Source organism: Streptomyces sp. NPDC050504 (genome assembly GCF_044458065.1).
Lineage (GTDB): Bacteria > Actinomycetota > Actinomycetes > Streptomycetales > Streptomycetaceae > Streptomyces.
Window position 1 is genome coordinate 308,948 of record NZ_JBITHO010000003.1, and the last position, 23,270, is coordinate 332,217.

Here is a 23,270-nt window from a genome sequence, read left to right on the forward strand (position 1 = left end):
GTTCACGCGGAATTCAGCTGCTTGGAGCTCATGAGGAAATCCGACACGGCGTTCACGACGGCGGCCTTCTGCTCGCCGAGGTAGAAGTGCCCGCCGGGGAAGACCTGGAGCTCGAAGTCGCCCGACGTGTGGTCGCCCCAGGACGCCACGTCCTCGACGGGGACCCGGATGTCGCTGTCGCCGCCGAGTCCCACGACGGGGCAGCGCAGTTGGGGACCCGGCACGTAGCGGTAGGTCTCGGCCGCCTTGTAGTCGCCGCGGATCGCGGGCAGCGCGAAGCGCAGCAGCTCCAGGTCGCCCAGGATGCGGGAGTCGGTGCCGCTGAGCCGCTGGAGCTCCGCGACGATGCCGTCGTCGTCGAGCAGGTGGATCTCGTTGCTGCGGTGCTGGGAGGGGGCGGGGCGGCCGGAGGCGAACAGGGCGGCGGGCTCGACGCCCGCCTCCTGCTCCAGCATCCTGGCCACCTCGAAGGCCACGCTGGCGCCCATGCTGTGGCCGAAGAGCGCGAGCGGCAGGTCGGTCCACCGCGTGAGCACGGCGAAGATCTCCCGGGCCAGCTCCTGGACGCTCTCGACGGGCGGTTCGGTGCGCCGGTCCTGCCGTCCCGGGTACTGCACGGCCACCACCTCGATCCCCGACGACATCTCCTCCGACATCGGGAAGAAGAAGCTCGCGGAGCCTCCGGCGTGCGGGAAGCAGACCAGCCGCACCGAGGCGTCGGGCCGGGGGTGGAACCGGCGCAGCCACAGGCTGTCGTCGGGGTTCGGCGGTGTCATGGTCGTAAGCCGTCCTTTTCGGTGCTCACCGGCCGTGCCGGTACGGGTCGGATGCGGGCCGCGCCCCGCGCGGTGCGGGCGCGGGGCGGGCCGGGGTGCGCGCGGGGCCGGCCGGGGTGCGTGCGGGGCGGGCCGGGGTGCGTGCGGGGCCGGCCGGGATGCGTGCGGAGCGGGCCGAGCCCCGCGCCGGGCCGGCCGGGGCGTGCGCGGGCCCGGCCGTCGGGGCGGGTGCTCACCCGGCCGTCCCTTCCGCGCGCGGCGGCAGGGCCGAGATCCAGGCCTCGACGGCCGCGGCGGTGGAGGCGACGTGGTCCTCCATGACGCTGAAGTGGTTGCCCCGGACGTCGACGACGTCGTGGTCCAGGTCCCAGTAGGAGCGCCACTGCTCGGGCGAGGCCGTCGCCCTGCCGCCGCCCAGCGGCTCCTCGGCCCGGACGAGCAGGGTGGGCGTGCGGACGGGCCGCGGCTCCCACTCCTTGCAGATGTCGAGGTACCAGCCCATCGCCGACAGCCGGTCGTCGTCCATCGCGACGAAGGTGCCCTCGCGCTCCGACATGCCGTCCATCAGCGCCAGCCCGAACTGGTTGACGAAGTTGCTCCTGGGGACGTACGTGTCCACCAGGACGACCCCCGAGGGCTGGACGCCCAGCCCTTCGAGGTGTCCCGCGGCCGCCTGGGCGAACCAGCCGCCCGCCGACGTGCCGAGCAGCACGAACGGGGCGCCGTCCGCGGCCCGCGCGACGGCCTCCGCCTGGGCCTGGACGACCGCGTCCATGGTCGCCGGCAGGCTCTCGGTCCCGACGAACCCGGGCAGCGGCAGCGCCGACACGTCGCGCAGCCCCCGGAAGGACGAGGCGAACCGCGCGTACTGGTGCAGTCCGGCCAGGGCGAGGCAGGACGGCAGGCAGAACACCTGGGTCGGCGCCCCGCCCCTGGCGAGCTTGATCGGCACCGGCGGCCTGTCCAGGTCGGCGGCGGAGGCGAACTGCGGCCGCAGCGCGGCGACGGCCCGCAGCAGGTCGAACGCCTCCCCCCACTTGCCGCTCTGGAACGCCCCCAGGTAGAGGGAGCTGAGCGTCGCCGAACCGCCCTGGGGGACGGCCTGCGCCGCCGCCGACGGCTCCGGCGCGCGGGCCCCTCCGACGGGCGCGGCGGCCAGCTCGTGGCGCAGCCGCTCCGCCAGGTCGGCCGGGGTGCCGTGGTCGAAGGCCAGGGTGGCGGGCAGCCGCAGCCCGGTGGCGGTGTTGAGGCGGTTGCGCAGTTCGACCGCGGTGAGCGAGTCGAAGCCCGAGTCCACGAACTGGTGGTCGTCGGCGACCGCCTGCGGCCCCGAGTGGCCCAGCACCGCGGCCACGTGGATCCGCACCAATTCCACCAGTACGACCAGCTGTTCGTCCTCCGGGAGGGGCGCCAGACGGGCGGCGAGCGTGGGCCCGTCCGCCGTGCCGCCGCCCGCCCCGCCCGCCCCGCCCGCGTTCGCCGCGACGGCGCGGCGGGCCGGGGCGCGGACGAGGTCGCGGAGCGGGGCCGGAAGGGAGACGCCCGCCGCGCCGGTGCGCAGCGCCCCGGTGTCCAGCCGGATCGGCACCAGCAGCGGCTCTTCGAGGCCGAGCGCGGTCTCCAGCAGCCGCAGGCCCTCCTCGGTCGAGAGCCCGGCCACACCGGCACGGGCCGCACGGGCGACGTCGCCGCTGCCGAGCGCGGCGGTCATGGTGCTCAGCTCGTCCCACGGCCCCCAGGCGAGCGAGGTCGCGGGCAGCCGCCGGGCGCGGCGGGCGTGCGCGAACGCGTCCAGGAAGGCGTTCGCCGCGGCGTAGTTGGCCTGGCCCGCGCTGCCCAGGACCCCGGCGGCCGACGAGTACACCACGAAGTGGTCGAGGTCGTGGTCGAGGGTCAGCGCGTGCAGGTTCAGCACCGCGTCGACCTTCGGCCGCAGCACCCCGTCCAGCCGCTCCGGCGTGAGCCCTTCGACCAGGCTGTCGTCGACGACGCCCGCCGTGTGCACCACGGCGGTCAGCGGGTGCTCGGCGGGGATCGCGGCGAGCACCCCGGCCAGCGCGTCGCGGTCGGCGGCGTCGCAGGCGGCCAGGGTGACGTGCGCGCCGAGCCCGGTGAGCTCGTCCCGCAGCTCGGCGGCGCCCTCGGACGCCGGTCCCCTGCGGCTGGTCAGCACGAGTCGGCGGACGCCCCGCTCGCGTACGAGGTGCCGGGCGAGCAGGCCGCCCAGCAGGCCCGTACCGCTGATCAGTACGGTGCCTTCGGCGTCCCACCCGGGCGCGTCGGGCCGTACGCCGTCCTGCGGCTCGTCGTGCTTCACCCCGTCGTGCTTCACCTCGTCGTGCTTCACCCTGGCCAGGCGCGGTACGGCGAGTTCGCCGCCGCGCACCGCCAGTTGGGGCTCGCCGGACAGCAGCGCGGCGCCCAGGGCGCGGCCGGACGACTCGTCCTCGTCGACGTCGACCAGGACGAAACGGTCGGGGTGCTCCGACTGCGCCGCGCGCACCAGGCCCCACACCGCCGCGTTGGCCAGGTCGGACACGCCCTCGCCGGGGGCGGTGGCGACCGCGCGCCGGGTCACGAACGCCATCCGGGACGCCGCGAACCGCTCGTCCGCGAGCCACGACCTGACCAGCGACAGGGCGCGGTGGGTGGCCGCCCGCACCGCATCCGCCCGTACTGGGTCGGTACTGTCCTGCTCCGCGCCGTCCGGTGCGGGCGGGCACGAGACGAGCACCGTCGCGGGGGCCGCGCTGCCCGTGTCGACGGAACCGGTGAGCGCGCTCAAATCCGTGTACGACTCCAGGAAGAAGCCGAGCTCCTCCAGGTCCTCCACCTGCTTGAGGTCGTCCGCGCCCACCAGGGCCAGCCTGGTGCCGGCCGACAGCCGCTCCGGGACCGGCAGGGACGGCCAGGAGACCCGGAACAGCGACTCGGGTCCGGTCGGCAGGGCCGCCCCGACCTGCGCGGGCGCCATTTTGCGCAGCACCAGCGCGTCGACGGTGGCGACGGGGCTGCCCGTGGTGTCCGCGACCGCGACCGACACCGCGTCGCTGCCCGCGGCGCCGATGCGCACGCGCAGTTCCGCCGCACCGGAAGCGCGCAGGGACACGCCCGTCCAGGAGAACGGCAGCCTGCCCTCCCCCTCGCCGCTGTCGAGGAGCGAACCGAGGGCGATGCTGTGCAGCGCGGAGTCGAGGAGGGCGGGGTGCAGCCCGTACGCACCGGCGGTGCTCTGCTGCTCTTCGGGCAGCCGCACCTCGGCGTACACGGCGTCCTCGGTCACCCAGGCGCGGCGCAGTCCCTGGAAGGCGGGGCCGTAGCCGAACCCGCCTTCGGCGAAGCGCTCGTAGAGGTCGGCGACCTCTACGGGTTCGGCGCCGGGCGGGGGCCAGACGGTCAGGTCGGGGCCGGGGTGCGTGCCGTCGCCGACGTCCAGGATGCCGCTGGCGTGGCGGGTCCAGGGTTCGTCGGGGTGGGCGTTCTCCGGGCGGGAGTGGACGCTGATCGTGCGGGCGCCGGTCTCCTGGGGTGCGTCCACGGTGATCTGGAGGACGACGGCGCTGCGCTCCGGGAGGACCAGGGGTGCTTCGAGGGTGAGTTCTTCGACGCGGTCGCAATCTGCTCGGTCGGCGGCTTGTACGGCCAGTTCGAGGAAGGCGGTGCCGGGGAAGAGGACGGTGCCGGAGACGGCGTGGTCGGTGAGCCAGGGGTGGGAGTGGGTGGAGAGTCGGCCGGTGAGGACGAGGGTGTCGGTTTCGGCGAGGGGGAGGGCGGCGCCCAGGAGTGGGTGACTGGTGGTGGTGAGTCCGGCTGAGGTGACGTCGCCGGTGGTGGTGGGTGCGTCGAGCCAGTAGCGGTCGTACTGGAAGGGGTAGGTGGGGAGGTCGACGCGGTGGGCGTGGCGGCCTGTGAAGAAGGTGTTCCAGTCGATGTCCAGGCCGGTGGTGTGGATGTGGGCGAGGGCTGTGACGGCTGCTTGCTCGTCGGGCTTGTTCTTGCGGAGTACGGGGATGAATTCGGCGTTGTGGAGGGTGGTTTGGCCGAGGGCGGTGAGGACTCCGGCGGGGCCGAGTTCGATGAAGCGGGTGACGCCGTTCGCTTCGAGGGTGGTGAGGCCGTGGTGGAAGCGGACGGCTTCGCGGACGTGGCGGACCCAGTAGTCGGGGGTGCGGATCAGCTCGGGTGGGGCGATGTCACCGGTGACGTTGGAGATCAGTGCTGTACGGGGCTCGTGGAACTCCAGTCCCTGGGCGACTTGTCGGAACTCTTCGAGCATGGGGTCCATGAGCGGAGAGTGGAAGGCATGACTCACGCGGAGGCGTGAGGTCTTCCAGCCGCCCGCCGCTGCGATTTCCAGTACGGCGTCTTCGTCTCCGGACAGGACGGTGGCGGTGGGGCCGTTGAGGGCCGCGATCGAGACCTTCTCGTTCAGGAAGGGTCGTACGTCGTCTTCGGAGGCGACCACGGAGATCATGGCTCCGCCGGTGGGCAGGGCCTGCATCAGGCGGCCTCGGGCCGCGACGAGGGTGCAGGCGTCTTCCAAGGACCAGAGGCCGGCGATGTACGCGGCGGTGAGTTCGCCCACTGAGTGTCCGGCCAGGTAGTCCGCCCGTACGCCCCAGGACTCGACGAGCCTGTGCAGCGCGACTTCGACGGCGAACAGGGCCACCTGTGCGTACCCGGTGCCTTGCAGCACCTCGCCGGAGTCTTCGGCGAAGACCAGTTCACGCAGGGGACGGTCGAGGTGCCCGTCCAGGACCGCGCACACCTCGTCGAAGGCGGACGCGAAGACCGGGAAGGCTTCGTACAACTCGCGGCCCATTCCGGCCCGTTGTGCGCCCTGTCCGGTGAACAGGAATGCCGTCCGGCCGGAGACCGTACGCGTCCCGTCCTCCTCGGCCAGCGCCCGCAGCCCGCTCAGAAGCTCCTCGCGGGTGCTTCCTGTCACTGCGGTCCGGTGTTCGAAGGAAGCCCGTCCGGTTGCCAGGGAGTATCCGATGTCCACCGGGGACAACTCCGGTGCTGCCGCGACGTACTCGGCCAGCTGTTCCGCCTGTGCTCGCAGTGCTGCCGGGGTTTTGCCCGACAGGACCCACGGCACTACCGATGCCACGGAGTCCGTGTTCGGTGCCTCCTGCGTCACCGGCTCCGGTGCCTGCTCCACGATGGCGTGTGCGTTCGTGCCGCTGATGCCGAAGGCCGAGATGCCCGCTCGGCGCGGGGCGCCGGTTTCGGGCCAGGGGCGGGCCTCGGTGAGGAGTTCGACCGATCCTGCCGTCCAGTCGATCTTTTCGGAGGGTTCGTCGGCGTGAAGGGTTCGGGGCAGTACGCCTTCCCGTATCGCCATGACCATTTTGATCACACCGGCCACGCCGGATGCGGCCTGGGTGTGGCCGATGTTGGACTTGAGTGCGCCCAGCCACAACGGACGGTCGTCGGTGCGCTGTTGGCCGTACGTGGCCAGTAGTGCGCCTGCTTCGATCGGGTCGCCGAGGGAGGTTCCGGTGCCGTGTGCTTCGACTGCGTCCACGTCTGCTGCGGTCAGTCGTGCGTCGGCCAGTGCTGCTCGGATCACGCGTTGTTGTGAGGGGCCGTTGGGGGCGCTGAGGCCGTTGCTGGCGCCGTCCTGGTTGATGGCCGAGCCGCGCAGTACCGCGAGCACCTGGTGGCCGTTGCGCCGCGCGTCCGACAGGCGCTCCAGCAGGATCATGCCCGCGCCCTCGCCCCAGCCGGTGCCGTCCGCCTGCTCGGAGAACGCCTTGCAACGGCCGTCGCGCGCCTGGCCGCCCTGGCGGCTGAAGTCGACGAAGAGGTTGGGCGTCGACATGACGGTGACGCCGCCCGCGAGGGCCATCGCGCATTCGCCCCGCCGCAGCGACTGTGCGGCCAGGTGCAGTGCGACCAGCGACGACGAGCACGCCGTGTCGACCGTCACCGCCGGACCCTCCAGGCCGAAGGTGTACGCGATGCGGCCCGATGCGATGCTGCCGGAGCTGCCGCTGCCGACGTACGCCTCCAGGTCCTCGGGGACCTGCGGCAGCCGCAGGCCGTAGTCCTGGTACATCACGCCCGCGAAGACTCCGGTCCTGCTGCCCTTCAGCGACGCGGGGTCGATGCCCGCGCGTTCGAAGGACTCCCAGGAGGTTTCGAGGAGCAGCCGCTGCACCGGGTCCATGGCCAGCGCCTCGCGCGGCGAGATCCCGAAGAACGCGGGGTCGAAGTCGTAGGCGTCGTGGAGGAACGCGCCCTCGTTCGCGTACGACTTGCCGGGCAGGCTGCCGGTCGGGTCGTACAGGTCCTCGTCCCAGCCGCGGTCCCTCGGCATCGCGGACATCGCGTCGGTGCCCCGCGCGACGAGCTGCCACAGGTCTTCGGGGCTGCGCACGCCGCCGGGGAAGCGGCAGCTCATCGCGACGACGGCGATCGGGTCGTCGGAGCCGTCGGCGGCGGCCGGTGCCGTGGGCGGCTGCGCGGCGGCCGTGCGCAGCCGGTCGCCCAGGGCCTCGGTCCGCAGGTATTCGGCGAGCGCCGTGGGGTTCGGATAGTCGAAGACCAGGGTGGTCGGCAGCCTGAGCCCGGTGGCGCCGTTAAGCCGGTTCCGCAGCTGCACGGACGTCAGCGAGTCGAAGCCGAGTTCGCTGAAGGCCCGGTTCGCGGCGATCGAGTCGGACGGGGCGTGCCCCAGTACGGCCGCGACCAGCGAGCGCACCAGGTCCAGCAGGTGGCGGCGCTGTTCGGCCTCGGGCAGGCCCACGAGCCGCCGCGCGAGCGAGTCCGCGCCGTCCGCCGGGGTCCCGGCCGTCACCGTGCGGCGGGCCGGGGCGCGGACCAGGGACTGGAGCAGGGCGGGGACGGTACCGGTGGCGGCGTTCGCCCGCAGCGCCGCCGTGTCCAGCAGCATGGGGACGAGCAGCGGCTCGTCGAGCGCGGCGGCGGCGTCGAACAGCGCCATGCCCTGCTCGGCGGAGATCGGGGCGACGCCCGAGCGGGCGGAGCGCGCGGTGTCCTCGGCGCCGAGGTGTTCCGTCAGTCCGCTGCGATCGGCCCACAGGCCCCAGGCCAGCGACTGGCCCGCGAGTCCCGTGGCCCTGCGGTGGCGGGCCAGGCCGTCCAGGAACGCGTTGGCCGCCGCGTAGTTGGCCTGGCCGGGGCCGCCGAGCACGCCCGCGGCCGACGAGTAGAGGACGAAGCCGGACAGCTCCAGGCCGCGGGTCAGCTCGTGCAGGTTGACGGCCGCGTCCACCTTGGGGCGCAGTGCCCGCCGCAGCTGTTCGGGGCTCATCGCGCTCACGACGCCGTCGTCCAGGACGCCCGCGGTGTGGACGACCGCGGTGAGCGGGTGCGCCGGGTCGATGCCGGCCAGGAGCGCGGCCAGGGCCTCGCGGTCGGTGGCGTCGCAGGCGGCGAGCGTGACGTCGGCGCCGAGTTCGGCGAGTTCGGTCCGCAGGGCGTCCGCGCCTTCGGCGTCGGGGCCGCGGCGGCTGGTCAGCAGCAGGTGGCGGATGCCGTGCCGGGTGACCAGGTGGCGGGCGAGCAGTCCGCCGAGCGTGCCGGTGCCGCTGATCAGGACGGTGCCGTCGGTGTTCCAGCCGAGCGCGGTGCTTTCGGCGGAGCCGGATGCGGAGTCGGGGGCGGATGCGGATGCGGGAGCGGGTGTGGGTACGGGGGTGCGGACCAGTCTGGGGGCCTGTACGAGGCCTTCGCGGAGGGCCAGTTGGGGTTCGCCGGTGGCCAGGGCGGCGCCGAGCGCCCGTACGGAATCGGGGTGCTCGTCGAGGTCGACCAGGACGAAGCGGCCGGGGTTCTCGGTCTGCGCGGAGCGCACCAGGCCCCACACGGTGGTGTGGGCGAGGTCGCCCGCGTCCTCGCCGGGGAGCGCGGCGCCCCGGGTGAGGAACACCAGCCGGGAGTCCGCGTGGCGCTCGTCGTTCAGCCAGGTCCGCACCAGGCCGAGGGCCCGTTCGGCGGCGGCGTGCGCCGCGCGGGCGGGGTCGGTGCCGTCGGGGGCGGGGGCCCACGGGACGAGGACGACCTCCGGGAGTTCGAGGTCCAGGGCTACGGGATCCAGCGTTACGAGGCCGGGCAGCGCGGCCAGGTCCGGCGCGCCGGGGGCCGACGGGTCCGTGCTCCACACGCCCCAGGGCGCGGCGGGCGCCGCCCCGGTGGGCGTCAGCGGCTTCCACTCGACCCGGAACAGCGCGTCGGCGAGCGCGGTCCGCGCGCCGGATAGCCCCTCGGGGCGGGTCTCGCGCAGCAGCAGCGCGTCGACGGACGCCACCGGGCGGCCCTCGGTGTCGGCGATCTGGAGCGCGACCGCCTCGGAGCCCGCTCCAGAGCCCGTTCCGGGGCTCGTTGCGGGGCTCGCGGGGGACAGCCTGACCCGCACCTCGCCCGCGCCTGACGCGTGCAGGGTGACGCCCGTCCACGAGAACGGCAGCCGTCCGTTGCCGCTGCCCGCGTTCCCCTCGAAGAGCGGGCCGAGCGCGATGCCGTGCAGCGCCGCGTCGAGCAGCGCGGGGTGGAGCCCGTAGTCGCGGGCGCCTTCCTGGCGGTCGTCGGGCAGCCGTACCTCGGCGTAGACGTCGTCGCCGAGGCGCCAGGCCGCGCGCAGGCCGCGGAAGGCGGGCCCGTAGTCGAAGCCGTTCTCGGCGTACCGCTCGTAGAGGTCCTGGACGGCGACCGGTTCGGCGCCCGCGGGGGGCCAGGCGGCGAGGTCGAAGTCGGCGGGGCCCGCAGCGGGGACGAGCGTGCCGGACGCGTGGGCGGTCCAGGCGTCGTCGGCGGCGCCCGTCGCGTGGCCCCCAAAGTGGCCTCCGGCGTGGCTCCCGGCGTGGCTCCCCGCGTGGCCCTCCGCGCGGTTGTCCGCGCGCGAGTAGACGCCCACCGTCCGGCGTCCCGAGGCGTCCGGCTCGCTGACGGTGACCTGCACGGCCACGCCGCCGGTCCTGGGCAGCAGGAGCGGTGCCTGGAGGGTGAGTTCCTCGACCCGGGCGCAGTCGACCCGGTCGGCGGCCTGCACCGCGAGTTCGAGGAACGCCGTGCCGGGCAGCAGGGCGGTGCCGGCGAGGGCGTGGTCGGCGAGCCACGGGGAGGTCTCCAGGGACAGCCTGCCGGTCAGCAGCAGCCGGTCGGAGTCCGCGAGGTGCACGGCGGCGCCGAGCAGCGGGTGGTCGGCGGCGCCGAGCCCGGCCGACGTGACGTCCCCGCTGGGCGCGGGGGACTCCAGCCAGTAGCGCTGCCGCTGGAACGCGTAGGTGGGCAGCTCGGTGCCGCGCGCGCCGGTGCCGGCGAACACCGTGCTCCAGTCGACGGGGCCGCCGCCCGCGTGCAGTTCGCCGAGGCCGGTGAGGAACCGCTCGTAGCCGCCCTCGTCGCGGCGCAGCGTGCCCACGGCGACCGCGACGGGACCGGCCGCCCCGGCCTCGGCGGCGGCGCTCTCGAAGGTCTCCTGCATCGCCATGGCGAGCACGGGGTGGGGGCTGGTCTCGACGAACGCGGTGTAGCCGTCGGCGACGAGCGCGCGGACCGCCTGCTCGAACCGGACCGGTTCGCGCATGTTCCGGTACCAGTAGTCGGCGTCGAGCCCGGTGGTGTCCTGGGCGGCGCCGGTCACCGTCGAGTAGAAGGGGACCCGCGCGGCGCGCGGTTCGACGGACGCCAGGTCGGCGAGCATCCGCTCGCGCAGCGCGTCGACGTGCGGGGAGTGGCTGGCCATCGTCACCGCGATCCGGCGGGACTTCACGCCCGCTTCGGCGAGCCGGTCCGCCAGCTCGTCGAGGGCGTCGGTGTCCCCGGCGACCGCCACGGACGTGGGGCTGTTGCTCACCGCGAGGGACAGCCGGTCCGCCAGGCCGTCGAGCCAGGGCGCGATCCGCTCGGCGGACGCCAGTACCGAGAGCATGCCGCCCTTGCCCTCGATCTGCCGCGCCGCCCTGCTGCGCAGCGCGACCACCTTGGCGGCGTCCGCCAGCGACAGGGCGCCCGCCACGTACGCGGCGGCCACCTCGCCCTGGGAGTGCCCGACGATCGCGGAGGGCTCCACGCCGTGCGCGCGCCACAGCGCGGCCAGCGACACCATGACGGAGAACAGCACCGGCTGGACGACGTCGATGCGGTCGCCGGGCGGGGTGTCCGCCGCGCCGTCGAGCGCGTCGACGACCGACCAGCCGAGGTACGGGGCGAACGCCTCGTCGCAGGCGCGCAGTTGCTCGGCGAAGACCGGCGAGGACGCCAGCAGCGGGCGGGCCATGCCGGTCCACTGCGAGCCCTGGCCGGGGAAGACGAACACCGCCTTGCGGCGGCTGTCCGCCGTGCCTTGGACGAGCCGCGCGGCCGGTTCGCCGTCGGCGAGGGCCCGCAGGCCGCCCAGGAGCTCCTCGCGGTCCCGGGCGACGATCGCGGCGCGGTGTTCGAGGGAGGCGCGCCGCAGGGCCAGCGAGTACCCGAGGTCGGCCGCGGCCGTGTCCGGGTGGGCGGTGAGGTGGTCGACGAGCCGCCGGGCCTGGGCGCGCAGCGCCTCTTCGGTCCTGCCGGAGACGAGGAAGGGCAGTGCGGCGGGGGCGGTGCCGGGAGTACGGACGGGGGCCGGGCCCTCGGCCCCGGCGGCCTGGGGCCGGGCCTGGGCCGTGCCTCGGGCCTGGGCCTGAGGCTGGGAAGGCGCCGCGCCCCGGGCCGTGGAAGGCGTCCCTGCCCCGACCGCGCCCGCACCCCCGACCGCGTCCGCGCCCGCGTCCTCGCCGTCCGCAGGCTCCTCGGGCGCCTCCTCCAGGATCACGTGGGCGTTGGTGCCGCTGAAGCCGAAGCCCGACACGGCGGCCCGGCGCGGGGCGTCGGTCCTGGGCCAGGGCCTGGCCTCCGTCAGCAGCTCCACGCCGCCGGACTCCCAGTCGACCATCGGGCTGCGGGTCTCGGCGTGCAGCGTCTTGGGCAGGACCTCGTGCCGCAGTGCCAGCACCATCTTGATGACGCCGCCGACCCCGGCCGCGGCCTGGGTGTGCGCGAGGTTGGACTTCAGGGAGCCGAGCCACAGCGGGCGGCCTTCGGGGCGCTCCTTGCCGTACGTGGCCAGCAGCGCGCCCGCCTCGATCGGGTCGCCGAGCGCGGTGCCCGTGCCGTGCGCCTCCACCGCGTCGACCTCGGCGGACGACAGCCGGGCGTCGGCCAGGGCGGCGCGGATCACCCGCTGCTGGGAGGGCCCGTTCGGGGCCGTGAGGCCGCTGCTCGCACCGTCCTGGTTGACGGCCGAGCCGCGCACCACGGCCAGCACCCGGCGCCCCGCCCGCCGCGCGTCCGACAGCCGCTCCACGAGGATCATGCCGACGCCCTCGCCCCAGCCGGTGCCGTCCGCGCGCCCGGAGAACGCCTTGCAGCGGCCGTCCGACGCCAGCGCCCGCTGGCGGGCGAACTCGATGAACGCGACCGGGGTGGACATCACCATGGACCCGCCGACCAGCGCCAGCGAGCAGTCGCCCCTGCGCAGCGCCTGGGTGGCCAGGTGCAGCGCCACCAGCGAGGACGAGCAGGCCGTGTCCACGGTGACGGCGGGCCCTTCGAGGCCCAGGGTGTAGGAGACGCGGCCCGACGCGACGCTGCCCGAGCCGCCCGCGCCGAGGTAGCCCTCGACGTCCTTGGGCACGGTGGTGAGCCGGGATCCGTAGTCCTGGTACATCACCCCCGCGTACACACCGGTCCTGCTGCCCTTGAGCGAGCCGGGATCGATGCCCGCCCGCTCCAGGGTCTCCCAGGCGGTCTCCAGGAGCAGCCGCTGCTGGGGGTCCATGGCCAGCGCCTCGCGCGGCGAGATCCCGAAGAAGCCGGGGTCGAAGTCGTACGCGGCGTCGAGGAAGGCCCCCTCCTCCACGTAGCTCTTGCCCTGGGCGTCCGGGTCGGCGTCGTACATGGCCTCCAGGTCCCAGGCCCGGTCCTGCGGCATCGGACCGACCGCGTCGCGCCCCTCGACCAGGAGCCGCCACATGTCCTCCGGGGTGTGGACGCCCCCGGCGTAGCGGCAGCTCATGCCGACGATCGCGATCGGCTCCTGGTCCCGCTCCTCGATCTTCTCCAGACGCAGGCGCGTGCGGTGCAGGTCCGTCGTCACACGCTTCAGGTAGTCGCGAAGCTTGTCTTCGCTCACCGTGCTCACCGTTCAACCGCCGCTTTCTTCAGGAAAGGCCGAGTTCGTTTTCGATGAAGTTGAAGATCTCGTCGTCGGACGCCGAATCGAGGCCGGCCGTCGCGATGTCGCCCGCCGGGTCCTGGGCGTGGCCCAGCTTCGACAGGAGGTCCTGGAGGCGGCCCGCGAGCCGCGTCCTGGCCGTCTCGTCCGCGGCCACCCTGGCCAGGTCCTGCTCCAGGCGGTCGAGTTCGGGGAAGGCGAGCGGGACGGCCGCGGGCTCGGCCGGGGCGACCGACTCCGCGAGGTGTTCCGCTATCGCGGCCGTCGTCGGATAGTCGAAGAGCAGGGTGGCGGGCAGCCGCAGCCCGGTGGCGGTGTTGAGGCGGTTGCGCAGCTCGACCGCGGTGAGCGAGTCGAAGCCCAGCTCCAGCAGCCCCCGGTCGACGTCGACCGCCTCCTTGCCGGTGAACCCGAGCACGGTCGTCACCTGGGTCCTGACCAGGTCGAGCAGCAGCCGGTGCCGCTCGGCCTCCGGCAGCCCCGCGAGCCGCGGCAGCAGCCCGTCGGCCGCGTCGGCGGCGCCGCCACGGGCCGCGGCGCGCCTGGCCGCCGCCCTGACGGGCGCCTTGACCAGGCCGCGGAGCAGCGGCGGTACGGGCCCGGGGCCACCGGCCTGGGCCGCCGCGTCCAGCCGCATCGGCAGCACCACCGGAGCGTCCAGCGCCCGCGCCGCGTCGAACAGCGCGGCGCCCTCGGCGGAGGAGAACGCGACGATGCCGCCGCGCGCCAGCCGCGAGAGGTCCGCCTCGCCCAGTTTCCCGGTCATCTCGCTGCGCTGCTCCCACAGGCCCCACGCCATCGACTGGACGGGGAAGCCGTCGGCGCGGCAGCGGGTGGCGTAGGCGTCGAGGAACGCGTTGGCCGCCGCGTAGTTGGCCTGGCCCATGCCGCCGAACGTGCCCGCGATGGAGGAGAACAGCACCAGGGCCGAGAGTCCCAGGCCGCGGGTCAGCTCGTGCAGGTTGACCGCCGCGTCCACCTTGGGGCGCAGCACCCGGTCGACCCGTTCGGAGGTCAGCGAGCCGACGACGCCGTCGTCCAGGACGCCCGCGGTGTGGACTACCGCGGTGAGCGGGTGCGCCGGGTCGATGCCGGCCAGGAGCGCGGCCAGGGCCTCGCGGTCGGCGGCGTCGCAGGCGGCGAGCGTGACGTCGGCGCCGAGCTCGGTGAGCTGCTCGCACAGCTCCTTGGCGCCCTCGGCCTCCGCGCCCCGGCGGCTGGTCAGCAGCAGGTGGCGCACTCCGCACTCGGCGACCAGATGGCGCGCCATCACCCCGCCGATGGCGCCGGTCGCACCGGTCACCAGCACCGTGCCGGTGCCCCAGTCGGGGGCCTGCCGCTCGGCGGGATCGGGGCGCGCGGGCAGGAGGGCCAGCCTGGCGGCCCGTACGGAGCCGTCGCGCAGCGCCAGTTGGGGCTCGTCACCGGCGAGGGCGCGCAGCAGGGCGGGCAGTACGTCGAGCGCGGGCAGGGCGCCGACGGATCCGTCCGTGCCGATGTCGGCCAGGACGAACCGGTCCGGGTTCTCGGACTGCGCGGAGCGGACCAGCCCCCAGACGGCGGCGTGTGCAGGATCGCCCACCCGGTCGTCGGGGCCCGCCGCGACGGCGCCGCGCGTGAGGAAGACCATCCGCGACGCGGCGAACCGCTCGTCGGCCAGCCACCCCTGGACCAGCCCCAGCACCCGGTCCAGCGCCGTGCGCACCGACGCGGTGAACTCTTCAGACCCTACTGACTCTTCGGACTCTTCCATCTCTTCGGTCAGCGGCGGGCAGGTCACGAGTACGACGTCCGGCACCGCCGCCAGGTCGGCGGCGTCCGCCAGGGCCCCCAGGTCGCGGTAGGCCCGCAGCTTCTCCCCCGCCACCACGCCCAGGCCGTCCTCACCGAGCAGCGCCCAGCCCGTGAAGGAGGCGGACGGCCGCGCGTCGGCGTCCGCTTCGAGCTCGGCCCAGTCCAGTACGTACAGGGAGTCGTCCGTCACGGAAGCGCCCAGCCGCTCGGGCCGCGCGCGCAGGACGAGCGAGTCGACGGACGCCACCGGGCGGCCGATCGGGTCCGACAGGGTCAGCGACACCGCGTCCGGGCCGAGGGGCGTCAGCCGTACCCGCACCTCGTCGGCTCCCGCGCCGTGCAGCGTGACGCCCGTCCAGGAGAACGGCAGCTTCCCGCCGCCGAGTTGCAGCGCGGGGCTGAGGGCGATGGTGTGCAGCGCGGCATCGAGGAGGGCGGGGTGCAGCCCGTACGCACCGGCGGTGCTCTGCTGCTCGTCGGGCAGCCGGATCTCGGCGTACACCGTGTCGCCGTCGGCCCAGGCGCGGCGCAGGCCTTGGAAGGCGGGGCCGTAGCCGAATCCGCCTTCGGCGAAGCGCTCGTAGAGGTCGCCGACCTCGACGGGTTCGGCGCCAGCTGGGGGCCATGCGCTCAGGTCGGGCTCGGGGGTCGCGTCCTCCCCGATGCCCAGGGCGCCGCTGGCGTGGCGGGTCCAGGGCTGGTCGGGGTGGGTGTTCTCGGGGCGGGAGTGGACGCTGATGGTGCGGGTGCCGTTGGTCTGCGGTGGCTCCACGGTGATCTGGAGGGCGACGGCGCCGCGTTCGGGGAGGATCAGGGGTGCTTCGAGGGTGAGTTCTTCGACGTGGTCGCAGCCTGTGTGGTCGGCGGCTTGCATGGCCAGTTCGAGGAAGGCGGTGCCGGGGAAGAGGACGGTGCCGGAGACGGCGTGGTCGGTGAGCCAGGGGTGCGACTGGGTGGAGAGTCGGCCGGTGAGGACGAGGGTGTCGGTTTCGGCGAGGGGGAGGGCGGCGCCCAGGAGTGGGTGACTGGCGGTGGTGAGTCCGGCGGAGGTGACGTCGCCGGTGGTGGTGGGTGCGTCGAGCCAGTAGCGGTCGTACTGGAAGGGGTAGGTGGGGAGGTCGACGCGGTGGGCGTGGTGGCCTGTGAAGAAGGTGGTCCAGTCGATGTCCAGGCCGGTGGTGTGGATGTGGGCGAGGGCTGTGACGGCTGCTTCTTCGTCGGGCTTGTTCTTGCGGAGTACGGGGATGAATTCGGCGTTGTGGAGGGTGGTTTGGCCGAGGGCGGTGAGGACTCCGGCGGGGCCGAGTTCGATGAAGCGGGTGACGCTGTTTGCTTCGAGGGTGGTGAGGCCGTGGTGGAAGCGGACGGCTTCGCGGACGTGGTGGACCCAGTAGTCGGGGGTGCTGATCAGCTCGGGTGGGGCGATGTCACCGGTGACGTTGGAGATCAGTGCTGTGCGGGGCTCGTTGAAGGTGAGTCCTTGGGCTATCTGCCGGAACTCTTCGAGCATGGGGTCCATGAGTGGAGAGTGGAAGGCGTGGCTGACCTTCAGCCGTGTCGACTTCCAGCCGCCTGCGGTCACGGCTTCCAGTACGGCGTCTTCGTCGCCTGAGAGGACGGTGGCGTTGGGGCCGTTGAGGGCCGCGATCGAGACCTTCTCGTTCAGGAAGGGTCGTACGTCGTCTTCGGAGGCGACCACGGAGATCATTGCTCCGCCGGTGGGCAGTGCCTGCATCAGGCGGCCGCGTGCGGCGACGAGGGTGCAGGCGTCTTCGAGGGACCAGAGGTCGGCGATGTACGCGGCGGTGAGTTCGCCCACTGAGTGTCCGGCCAGGTAGTCCGCCCGTACGCCCCAGGACTCGACGAGCCTGTGCAGCGCGACTTCGATCGCGAACAGGGCCACCTGTGCGTACCCGGTGCCTTGCAGCACTTCGCCGGAGTCCTCGGCGAAGACCAGTTCCCGCAGCGGACGGTCGAGATGCCCGTCCAGGACCGCGCACACCTCGTCGAAGGCGGACGCGAACACCGGGAAGGCTTCGTACAACTCGCGGCCCATGCCTGCGCGTTGTGCGCCCTGCCCGGTGAACAGGAACGCCGTCCGGCCGGACACAGTACGCGTCCCGTCCTCCTCGGCCAGCGCCCGCAGCCCGCTCAGAAGCTCTTCGCGGTCCCGGCCGGTCACCGCCGCCCTGTACTCGAAGGCCGTACGGCTCGTTGCGAGGGAGAAACCCACGTCCGCCGGGGACAGCTCCGGTGCCGCCGCGACGTACTCGGCCAGTTGCTCCGCCTGTGCCCGCAGTGCCGCCGGGGTCTTGCCCGACAGTACCCACGGCACCACCGATGCCACGGGATCCGTGTTCGGCGCCTCCTGTGACACCAGCTCCGGTGCCTGTTCCAGGATCAGGTGGACGTTCGTACCGCTGACGCCGAAGGCCGACACTCCTGCCCGGCGCGGGGCGCCCGTTTCCGGCCAGGGGCGGGACTCGGTCAGCAGCTCGACCGCGCCCGCCGACCAGTCGATCTTTTCGGAACGCTCGTCGGCGTGAAGGGTTCGGGGCAGTACGCCCTCGCCTATCGCCATGACCATCTTGATCACACCGGCCACGCCGGATGCGGCCTGGGTGTGGCCGATGTTGGACTTCAGTGCACCCAGCCACAACGGGCGCTCACCGGAACGCTGTTGGCCGTACGTGGCCAGCAGCGCGCCCGCCTCGATCGGGTCGCCGAGCGGGGTGCCGGTGCCGTGCGCCTCCACCGCGTCCACGTCCGCGGGCGAGAGCCCGGCGGAGGCGAGCGCCGTCCGGATGACGCGCTGCTGCGCGGGTCCGTTGGGGGCGGTCAGGCCGTTGCTCGCGCCGTCCTGGTTGACGGCGGAGCCGCGGACCACGGCGAGCACCCGGTGGCCGTTGCGTCGCGCGTCAGACAGCCGCTCCAGCAGCACCATTCCGGCGCCCTCGGCCCATCCGGCGCCGTCCGCCTGCTCGGAGAACGCCTTGCAACGGCCGTCGGGAGCCATGGCCCGCTGTCGGCTGAACTCGATGAAGCTGTCCATGGTGGACATCACGACCACACCGCCGGCCAGCGCCATCGAGCACTCGCCCCGGCGCAGCGACTGCGCGGCCAGGTGCAGGGCGAGCAGCGAGGACGAGCAGGCCGTGTCCACGGTCAGCGAGGGGCCCTGCAAGCCGAAGGTGTAGGAGATGCGGCCGGAGGCGACGCTGCTGGCGCTGCCCGTCGCGAGGTAGCCCTCGAACTCTTCGGGAGCCTGCTGGAAGCGGGAGCCGTAGTCGTTGTAGCTGGCGCCGATGAACACGCCCGCGTCCGTACCCTTCATCGAAGCCGGGGTGATTCCGGCCCGTTCGAAGGATTCCCAGGACGTTTCGAGGAGCAGCCGGTGCTGCGGGTCGATGGCCAGGGCCTCGCGCGGCGAGATGCCGAAGAACGTCGGGTCGAAGTGGTCGGCGTCGTAGAGGAATCCGCCGCCGCGTGCGTAGAAGGTGCCCGGCTTGTCGGGGTCGGGGTCGTAGCGGCCCTCGACGTCCCAGCCCCGGTCGGTGGGGAAGCCGGAGACCGCGTCCACGCCCTCGTCGATCAGCTTCCACAGTGCCTCGGGGCTGGTCACGCCTCCGGGGAGGCGGCAGCTCATCGCGATGATCGCGATCGGGTCGTCGTCCACGGGCGCCGCTGACGACGCGGGCGAGGGCGCGGCGGGTGCGGTGCCGATCAGTTCGGCGCGCAGGTGCCGGGCCAGTGCGGTCACCGACGGATAGTCGAAGACCAGGGTGACCGGTAGTCGCATGCCGGTCGCGGCGCTCAGCCGGTTGCGCAGGTCGACGGCGGTCAGCGAGTCGAAGCCCAGCTCGCGGAACGCGCGGCCCGGCTCGACGGACTCCGCTCCCGCGTAGCCGAGTACGGTGGCGACCTGGGCGCTGACCAGGTCGACCAGCGCCTGCTCGGCCTCGCTCTCCGAGAGGCCCGCCAACTGCTGGGCCAGCGCCGACTCGTTGCCGCCCGCGCCGGTCGCGGTGCCGGTTCCGGCGGTGGCGCCGAGGACGGAACGCACCTCGGGCAGCTCGGCGAAGACGGGCGCCGTGGGGCCCGTGGGCGAGGACGCCGTCAGCCGCTCCCAGTCGACGTCGGCCACGGCCACGAACGCGTCGTCCAGGTCGAGGGCCTGCTGGAGCGCGGCGATCGCCGCGTCGGGCGCCATCGCGGGCATGCCGTTCGCGCGCAGCCGCGCCTCGGTCGCCTCGTCGACCAGGCCGCCGCCCGCCCAGGGGCCCCAGGCGACGGACGTCGCGGCCAGGCCGTCGGCGCGGCGCCGCTGCGCCAGGGCGTCCAGGAAGGTGTTCGCCGCCGCGTAACTGCCCTGGCCGGGCCCGCCCAGCGTGCCCGCGAACGAGGAGAACAGCACGAAGGCGGTCAGGTCCCGGTCCCGGGTCAGCTCGTGCAGGTTCAGCGCGGCGCCCGCCTTGGGGCGCAGCACGGTGCGGGCGCGGTCCGCGGTGACGGTGTCGATGACGCCGTCGTCCAGGACACCGGCCGTGTGGAAGACCGACCGTACGGGGGAGTCGGCGGCGTCCAGGCGGTCGAGCAGCGCGGCCAGTTCGTCGCGGTCGGCGACGTCGCAGGCGGCGATGGTGACGCGGGCGCCGAGTCCGGTGAGTTCGGCCTCCAGCTCCCGCGCGCCGGGGGCCTCGGGGCCGCTGCGGCTGACGAGTACGAGGTGCTCGGCGCCGCCCCTGGCCAGCCACCGGGCGACGTGACGGCCGAGGCCGCCGGTGCCGCCGGTGATCAGCACGGTGCCCTGGGGCTGCCATCCGGTGCGCCCGGAGCCGGTGCGCTCGGAGCCGTTGGGCGTGGCGCTGTTGGGCGTGGTGCTGTTCGGGGTGGTGCTGACCGGGGTGGCGCGGACGAGTCGGCGGCCGAAGGTCGCGAGGGGGCGTACCGCCACCTCGTTCTCCGCGCCGTGCCCGCCCGCCAGCACCGAGGCCACCCGCGCCGCGGAGGCGGGGTCGAGGTCGGCGGGCAGGTCGAGCGTGCCGCCCCAGCGCTGCGGGTACTCCAGCGCGGCGATCCGGCCCAGGCCCCAGACCATGGACTGGACCGGGTGCGCGACGGCTTCCTGCTTGCCGGTCGCGACGGCGCCCCGGGTGGCGAGCCAGAGGGGGGCGTCGATGCCGGCGTCGCCCAGCGCCTGGACGAGCGCGAAGGTGAGGCCGAGCCCGGCGGGCAGGTCGGGGCAGTCCGGGTGGGTGCCTTCGGCCAGGGCAAGGAGGGAAAGGACTCCGGCGGGGGCGGTGCCGTCGAGGGCTTCGCGCAGGTGCGCGGCGAGGGCTTCCCGGTCGGTGGCCTCGACCTCCACGGTCAGGAGGTTCATGCCTTGTGTGCGCAGGGCGTCGATGACGTGGTGGGCTTCGGCGGTGCCCGCGGGGATGACGGCGGTCCACTGGCCTGTGGGGACGGCCGTGGCGGGATCGGCCAGCGCCTTCCAGGTGACGCGGTAGCGCCAGGAGTCGGTGAGGGCTTGTTCGCGGCTGCGGCGGCGCCAGGATGCGAGGGAGGGGAGGAGGGACTCCAGGGAGTCGGGGCCTTCCAGGCCGAGGGCGGTGACCAGCGACTCCAGGTCCTCGCGCTCCACGGCCTCCCAGAACGCGGCCTCCACCGGATCCGCGCCCACTGCGGCCGTTGCTCTGGATTCCGACTCCAGCCAGTAGCGGCGGCGGTCGAAGGCGTAGGTGGGGAGGTCGATCCGGTGTCGGTCGTGTGGGGTGATGAGTGTGAGCCAGTTGATGTGGAGTCCGCGTACGAAGAGTTCGGCGGCGGAGGTGAGGAAGCGGGTGGGGCCGCCTTCGTTGCGGCGGAGTGTGCCGCCGACGATGGCTTCGGTGTCTGTGGTGTCGAGGGTTTCCTGGAGGGCCATGGTCAGGACGGGGTGCGGGCTCATCTCGATGAACGCGGTGAAGCCGTCGTTGGCCAGGAGGCGGGTGACCGGCTCCAGTTGGACGGTCTGGCGCAGGTTGGTGTACCAGTACTCGGCGTCCAGGAGCGCGGTGTCCACCGGCGCGCCCGTCACCGTCGAGTAGAACGGCACGTCCGTCGAACGCGGCGCGATCGGAGCCAGTACGTCCAGCAGTTCTTCGCGGATGCGCTCGACGTGGAAGGAGTGTGAGGCGTAGTCGACGGGGATGATCTTCGCGCGGATGCCGTCCGCCTCGCAGGAGGTCAGGAGTTCGCGGAGGGCTTGGGGTTCACCGGCTACGACGGTGGAGGTGGGGCCGTTGACGGCGGCGAGTGAGATGCGTTCGCCCCAGGGCTTCATGCGTTCGGTGAGCTGGTCCTGGGGCAGGGACACGGACATCATGCCGCCGTCGCCGGACAGGGCCCGTATCGCCTGGCTGCGCAGGGCGACGACCCGCGCCGCGTCCTCCAGGGACAGCGCGCCCGCCACGCAGGCGGCGGCGATCTCGCCCTGGGAGTGGCCGACTACGGCGTCGGGGGTTACGTCGATTGATGCCCATAGGGCGGAGAGCGAGACCATGACGGCGAAGAGGGCGGGCTGGACGACGTCGACGCGTTCCAGCGACGGCGCACCTTCCGCTTCGCGCAGCACGTCCGTCAGCGACCAGTCCGTGAACGGGGCCAGGGCCCGCTCGCACTCGGCGATGCGCTGTGCGAACACGGGTGAAGAGTTGAGGAGTTCGACGGCCATGCCGGCCCATTGGGAGCCCTGGCCGGGGAAGACGAAGACCCGGCCGCCGACCGTTCCCGCGACTCCGCTGATCACACCGTCCTCAGGCGTACCGCCCGCCAGCGCGGCGAGACCCGTGGCCGTGTCTCCGGCCAGGACCACCCCGCGGTGCTCGAACAACGCCCGCGACGACAGCAGCGAGAAGCCGACCTCCCCCAGGCCCGTACCGTGCCCCGCGCGCTCTCGGTCCGCCAGCAGCGTGCCCAGACGCTCCGCCTGACCCCGCAGGGATCCGGCACTGCGCCCCGACACCACCAGCGGCACCACGCCCGCGCCCACGATCGGCGCCAGGCCCTCACCGCTCCGCCCGGTCTCACCGTTCCCCCCGGGCTCCCCAGGCTTCCCGTGCTCCCCAGGCTTCCCGGTCCTCGCGGTGGCCTGCTCCTCCTGCGGGGCCTGTTCCAGGACGATGTGGGCGTTGGTGCCGCTGACGCCGAAGGAGGACACCCCGGCCCGCCGGGGTTCCTCGCCGTGCGGCCACGGCCGCGCCTCGGTCAGCAGCCGTACCCGCCCGGCCGCCCAGTCGATCTTCGTGGAAGGCTCGTCGGCGTGCAGGGTGCGCGGCAGGACGCCCTGCCGCATCGCCATCACCATCTTGATCACGCCCGCCACGCCCGAAGCCGCCTGGGCGTGCCCGATGTTGGACTTGACCGAGCCCAGCCACAGCGGCCGGTCCTCGGTCCGCCCCTGGCCGTAGGTCGCCAGCAGGGCGCCCGCCTCGATCGGGTCGCCCAGTGACGTGCCCGTGCCGTGCGCCTCCACCGCGTCGACCTGCTCGGGCTTCAGCCGGGCGTTGGCCAGCGCCGCGCGGATCACCCGCTGCTGCGCGGGGCCGTTCGGCGCGCTGAGCCCGTTGCTGGCGCCGTCCTGGTTGATCGCACTGCCCCGTACGACCGCGAGCACCGGATGCCCGGCCCGCCGCGCGTCCGACAGCCGCTCCAGGAGCAGCACGCCCACGCCCTCTCCCAGGCCCATGCCGTCGGCGCCCTCGCCGAACGCCTTGCAGCGGCCGTCCCGCGCCAGGCCGCGCTGGCGGCTGAAGCCCACCAGGCCGAGCGGGTCCGCCATGATCGCCGTACCGCCGACCACGGCCATCGTGCAGTCGCCCTGGCGCAGCGACTGCACGGCGAGGTGCAGGGCGACCAGCGACGACGAGCACGCGGTGTCGACCGTGACGGCCGGGCCCTCCAGGCCGAGCGTGTAGGAGACGCGGCCGGAGATGACGCTGGTCGACATGCCGGTGACCAGGTGGCCCTGCGTGCCGTCGGGGACGTTCTGGTAGTCGATGCCCCAGCCCTGGTAGGCCGCGCCGACGAAGAGGCCGACCTTGTCGCCGTGCAGGCCCGACGGGTCGACGCCCGCCCGCTCGAAGGCCTCCCAGGAGGTTTCGAGGAGCAGCCGCTGCTGCGGGTCCATGGCGGCGGCCTCGCGCGGCGAGATGCCGAAGAACGCCGGGTCGAAGCGGTCGGCGTCGTGCAGGAAGCCGCCCTCGGTCGCGTAGGTCGTCCCCTGCCGGTCGGGGTCGGGGTCGTAGAGGCCGTCCAGGTCCCAGCCCCGGTTGACCGGTAGCCCGGAGATGGAGTCCCGCTCCGCCGCGAGCAGCCGCCACAGCTCCTCGGGGGAGTCGACCCCCGGGTAGCGGCAGCTCATGGCGACGATGCCGATCGGCTCCCGGGAGGCCGCGGTGAGCTGCTGGTTGGTCCGCCGGAGCCGCTCGGTCTCCTTCAGGGACTCGCGCAGCGCTCCCACGAGTTTTTCATCGGCGCTAGTCATC

General features: G+C 73.8%; 3 protein-coding genes. All 3 read right to left on the minus strand.

Annotated features, from left to right (window positions below):
* Nucleotides 1–2 precede the first annotated feature (2 nt).
* Nucleotides 3–776 carry a thioesterase II family protein gene (locus ACIBNE_RS12720; protein WP_399271530.1) on the minus strand — a complete coding sequence of 258 codons (774 nt, stop codon included), beginning with the start codon at nucleotides 774–776 and terminating at the stop codon, nucleotides 3–5.
* Between the two features lie 232 nt (nucleotides 777–1,008).
* Nucleotides 1,009–12,909: a type I polyketide synthase gene (locus tag ACIBNE_RS12725; protein WP_399271531.1), complete on the minus strand. Its 11,901-nt coding sequence runs from the start codon at nucleotides 12,907–12,909 to the stop codon at nucleotides 1,009–1,011.
* A gap of 28 nt (nucleotides 12,910–12,937) precedes the next feature.
* Nucleotides 12,938–23,269 (minus strand): type I polyketide synthase, encoded by a 10,332-nt coding sequence (locus ACIBNE_RS12730; RefSeq protein WP_399271532.1) that lies wholly within the window; start codon nucleotides 23,267–23,269, stop codon nucleotides 12,938–12,940.
* Nucleotide 23,270: the final 1 nt, after the last annotated feature.

Bases quoted from the DNA above. Each gene is read 5' to 3' on its own strand.
- ACIBNE_RS12730 (WP_399271532.1), bottom strand. From the start codon at position 23,269: ATGACTAGCGCCGATGAAAAACTCGTGGGAGCGCTGCGCGAGTCCCTG.
- ACIBNE_RS12720 (WP_399271530.1), bottom strand. From the start codon at position 776: ATGACACCGCCGAACCCCGACGACAGCCTGTGGCTGCGCCGGTTCCAC.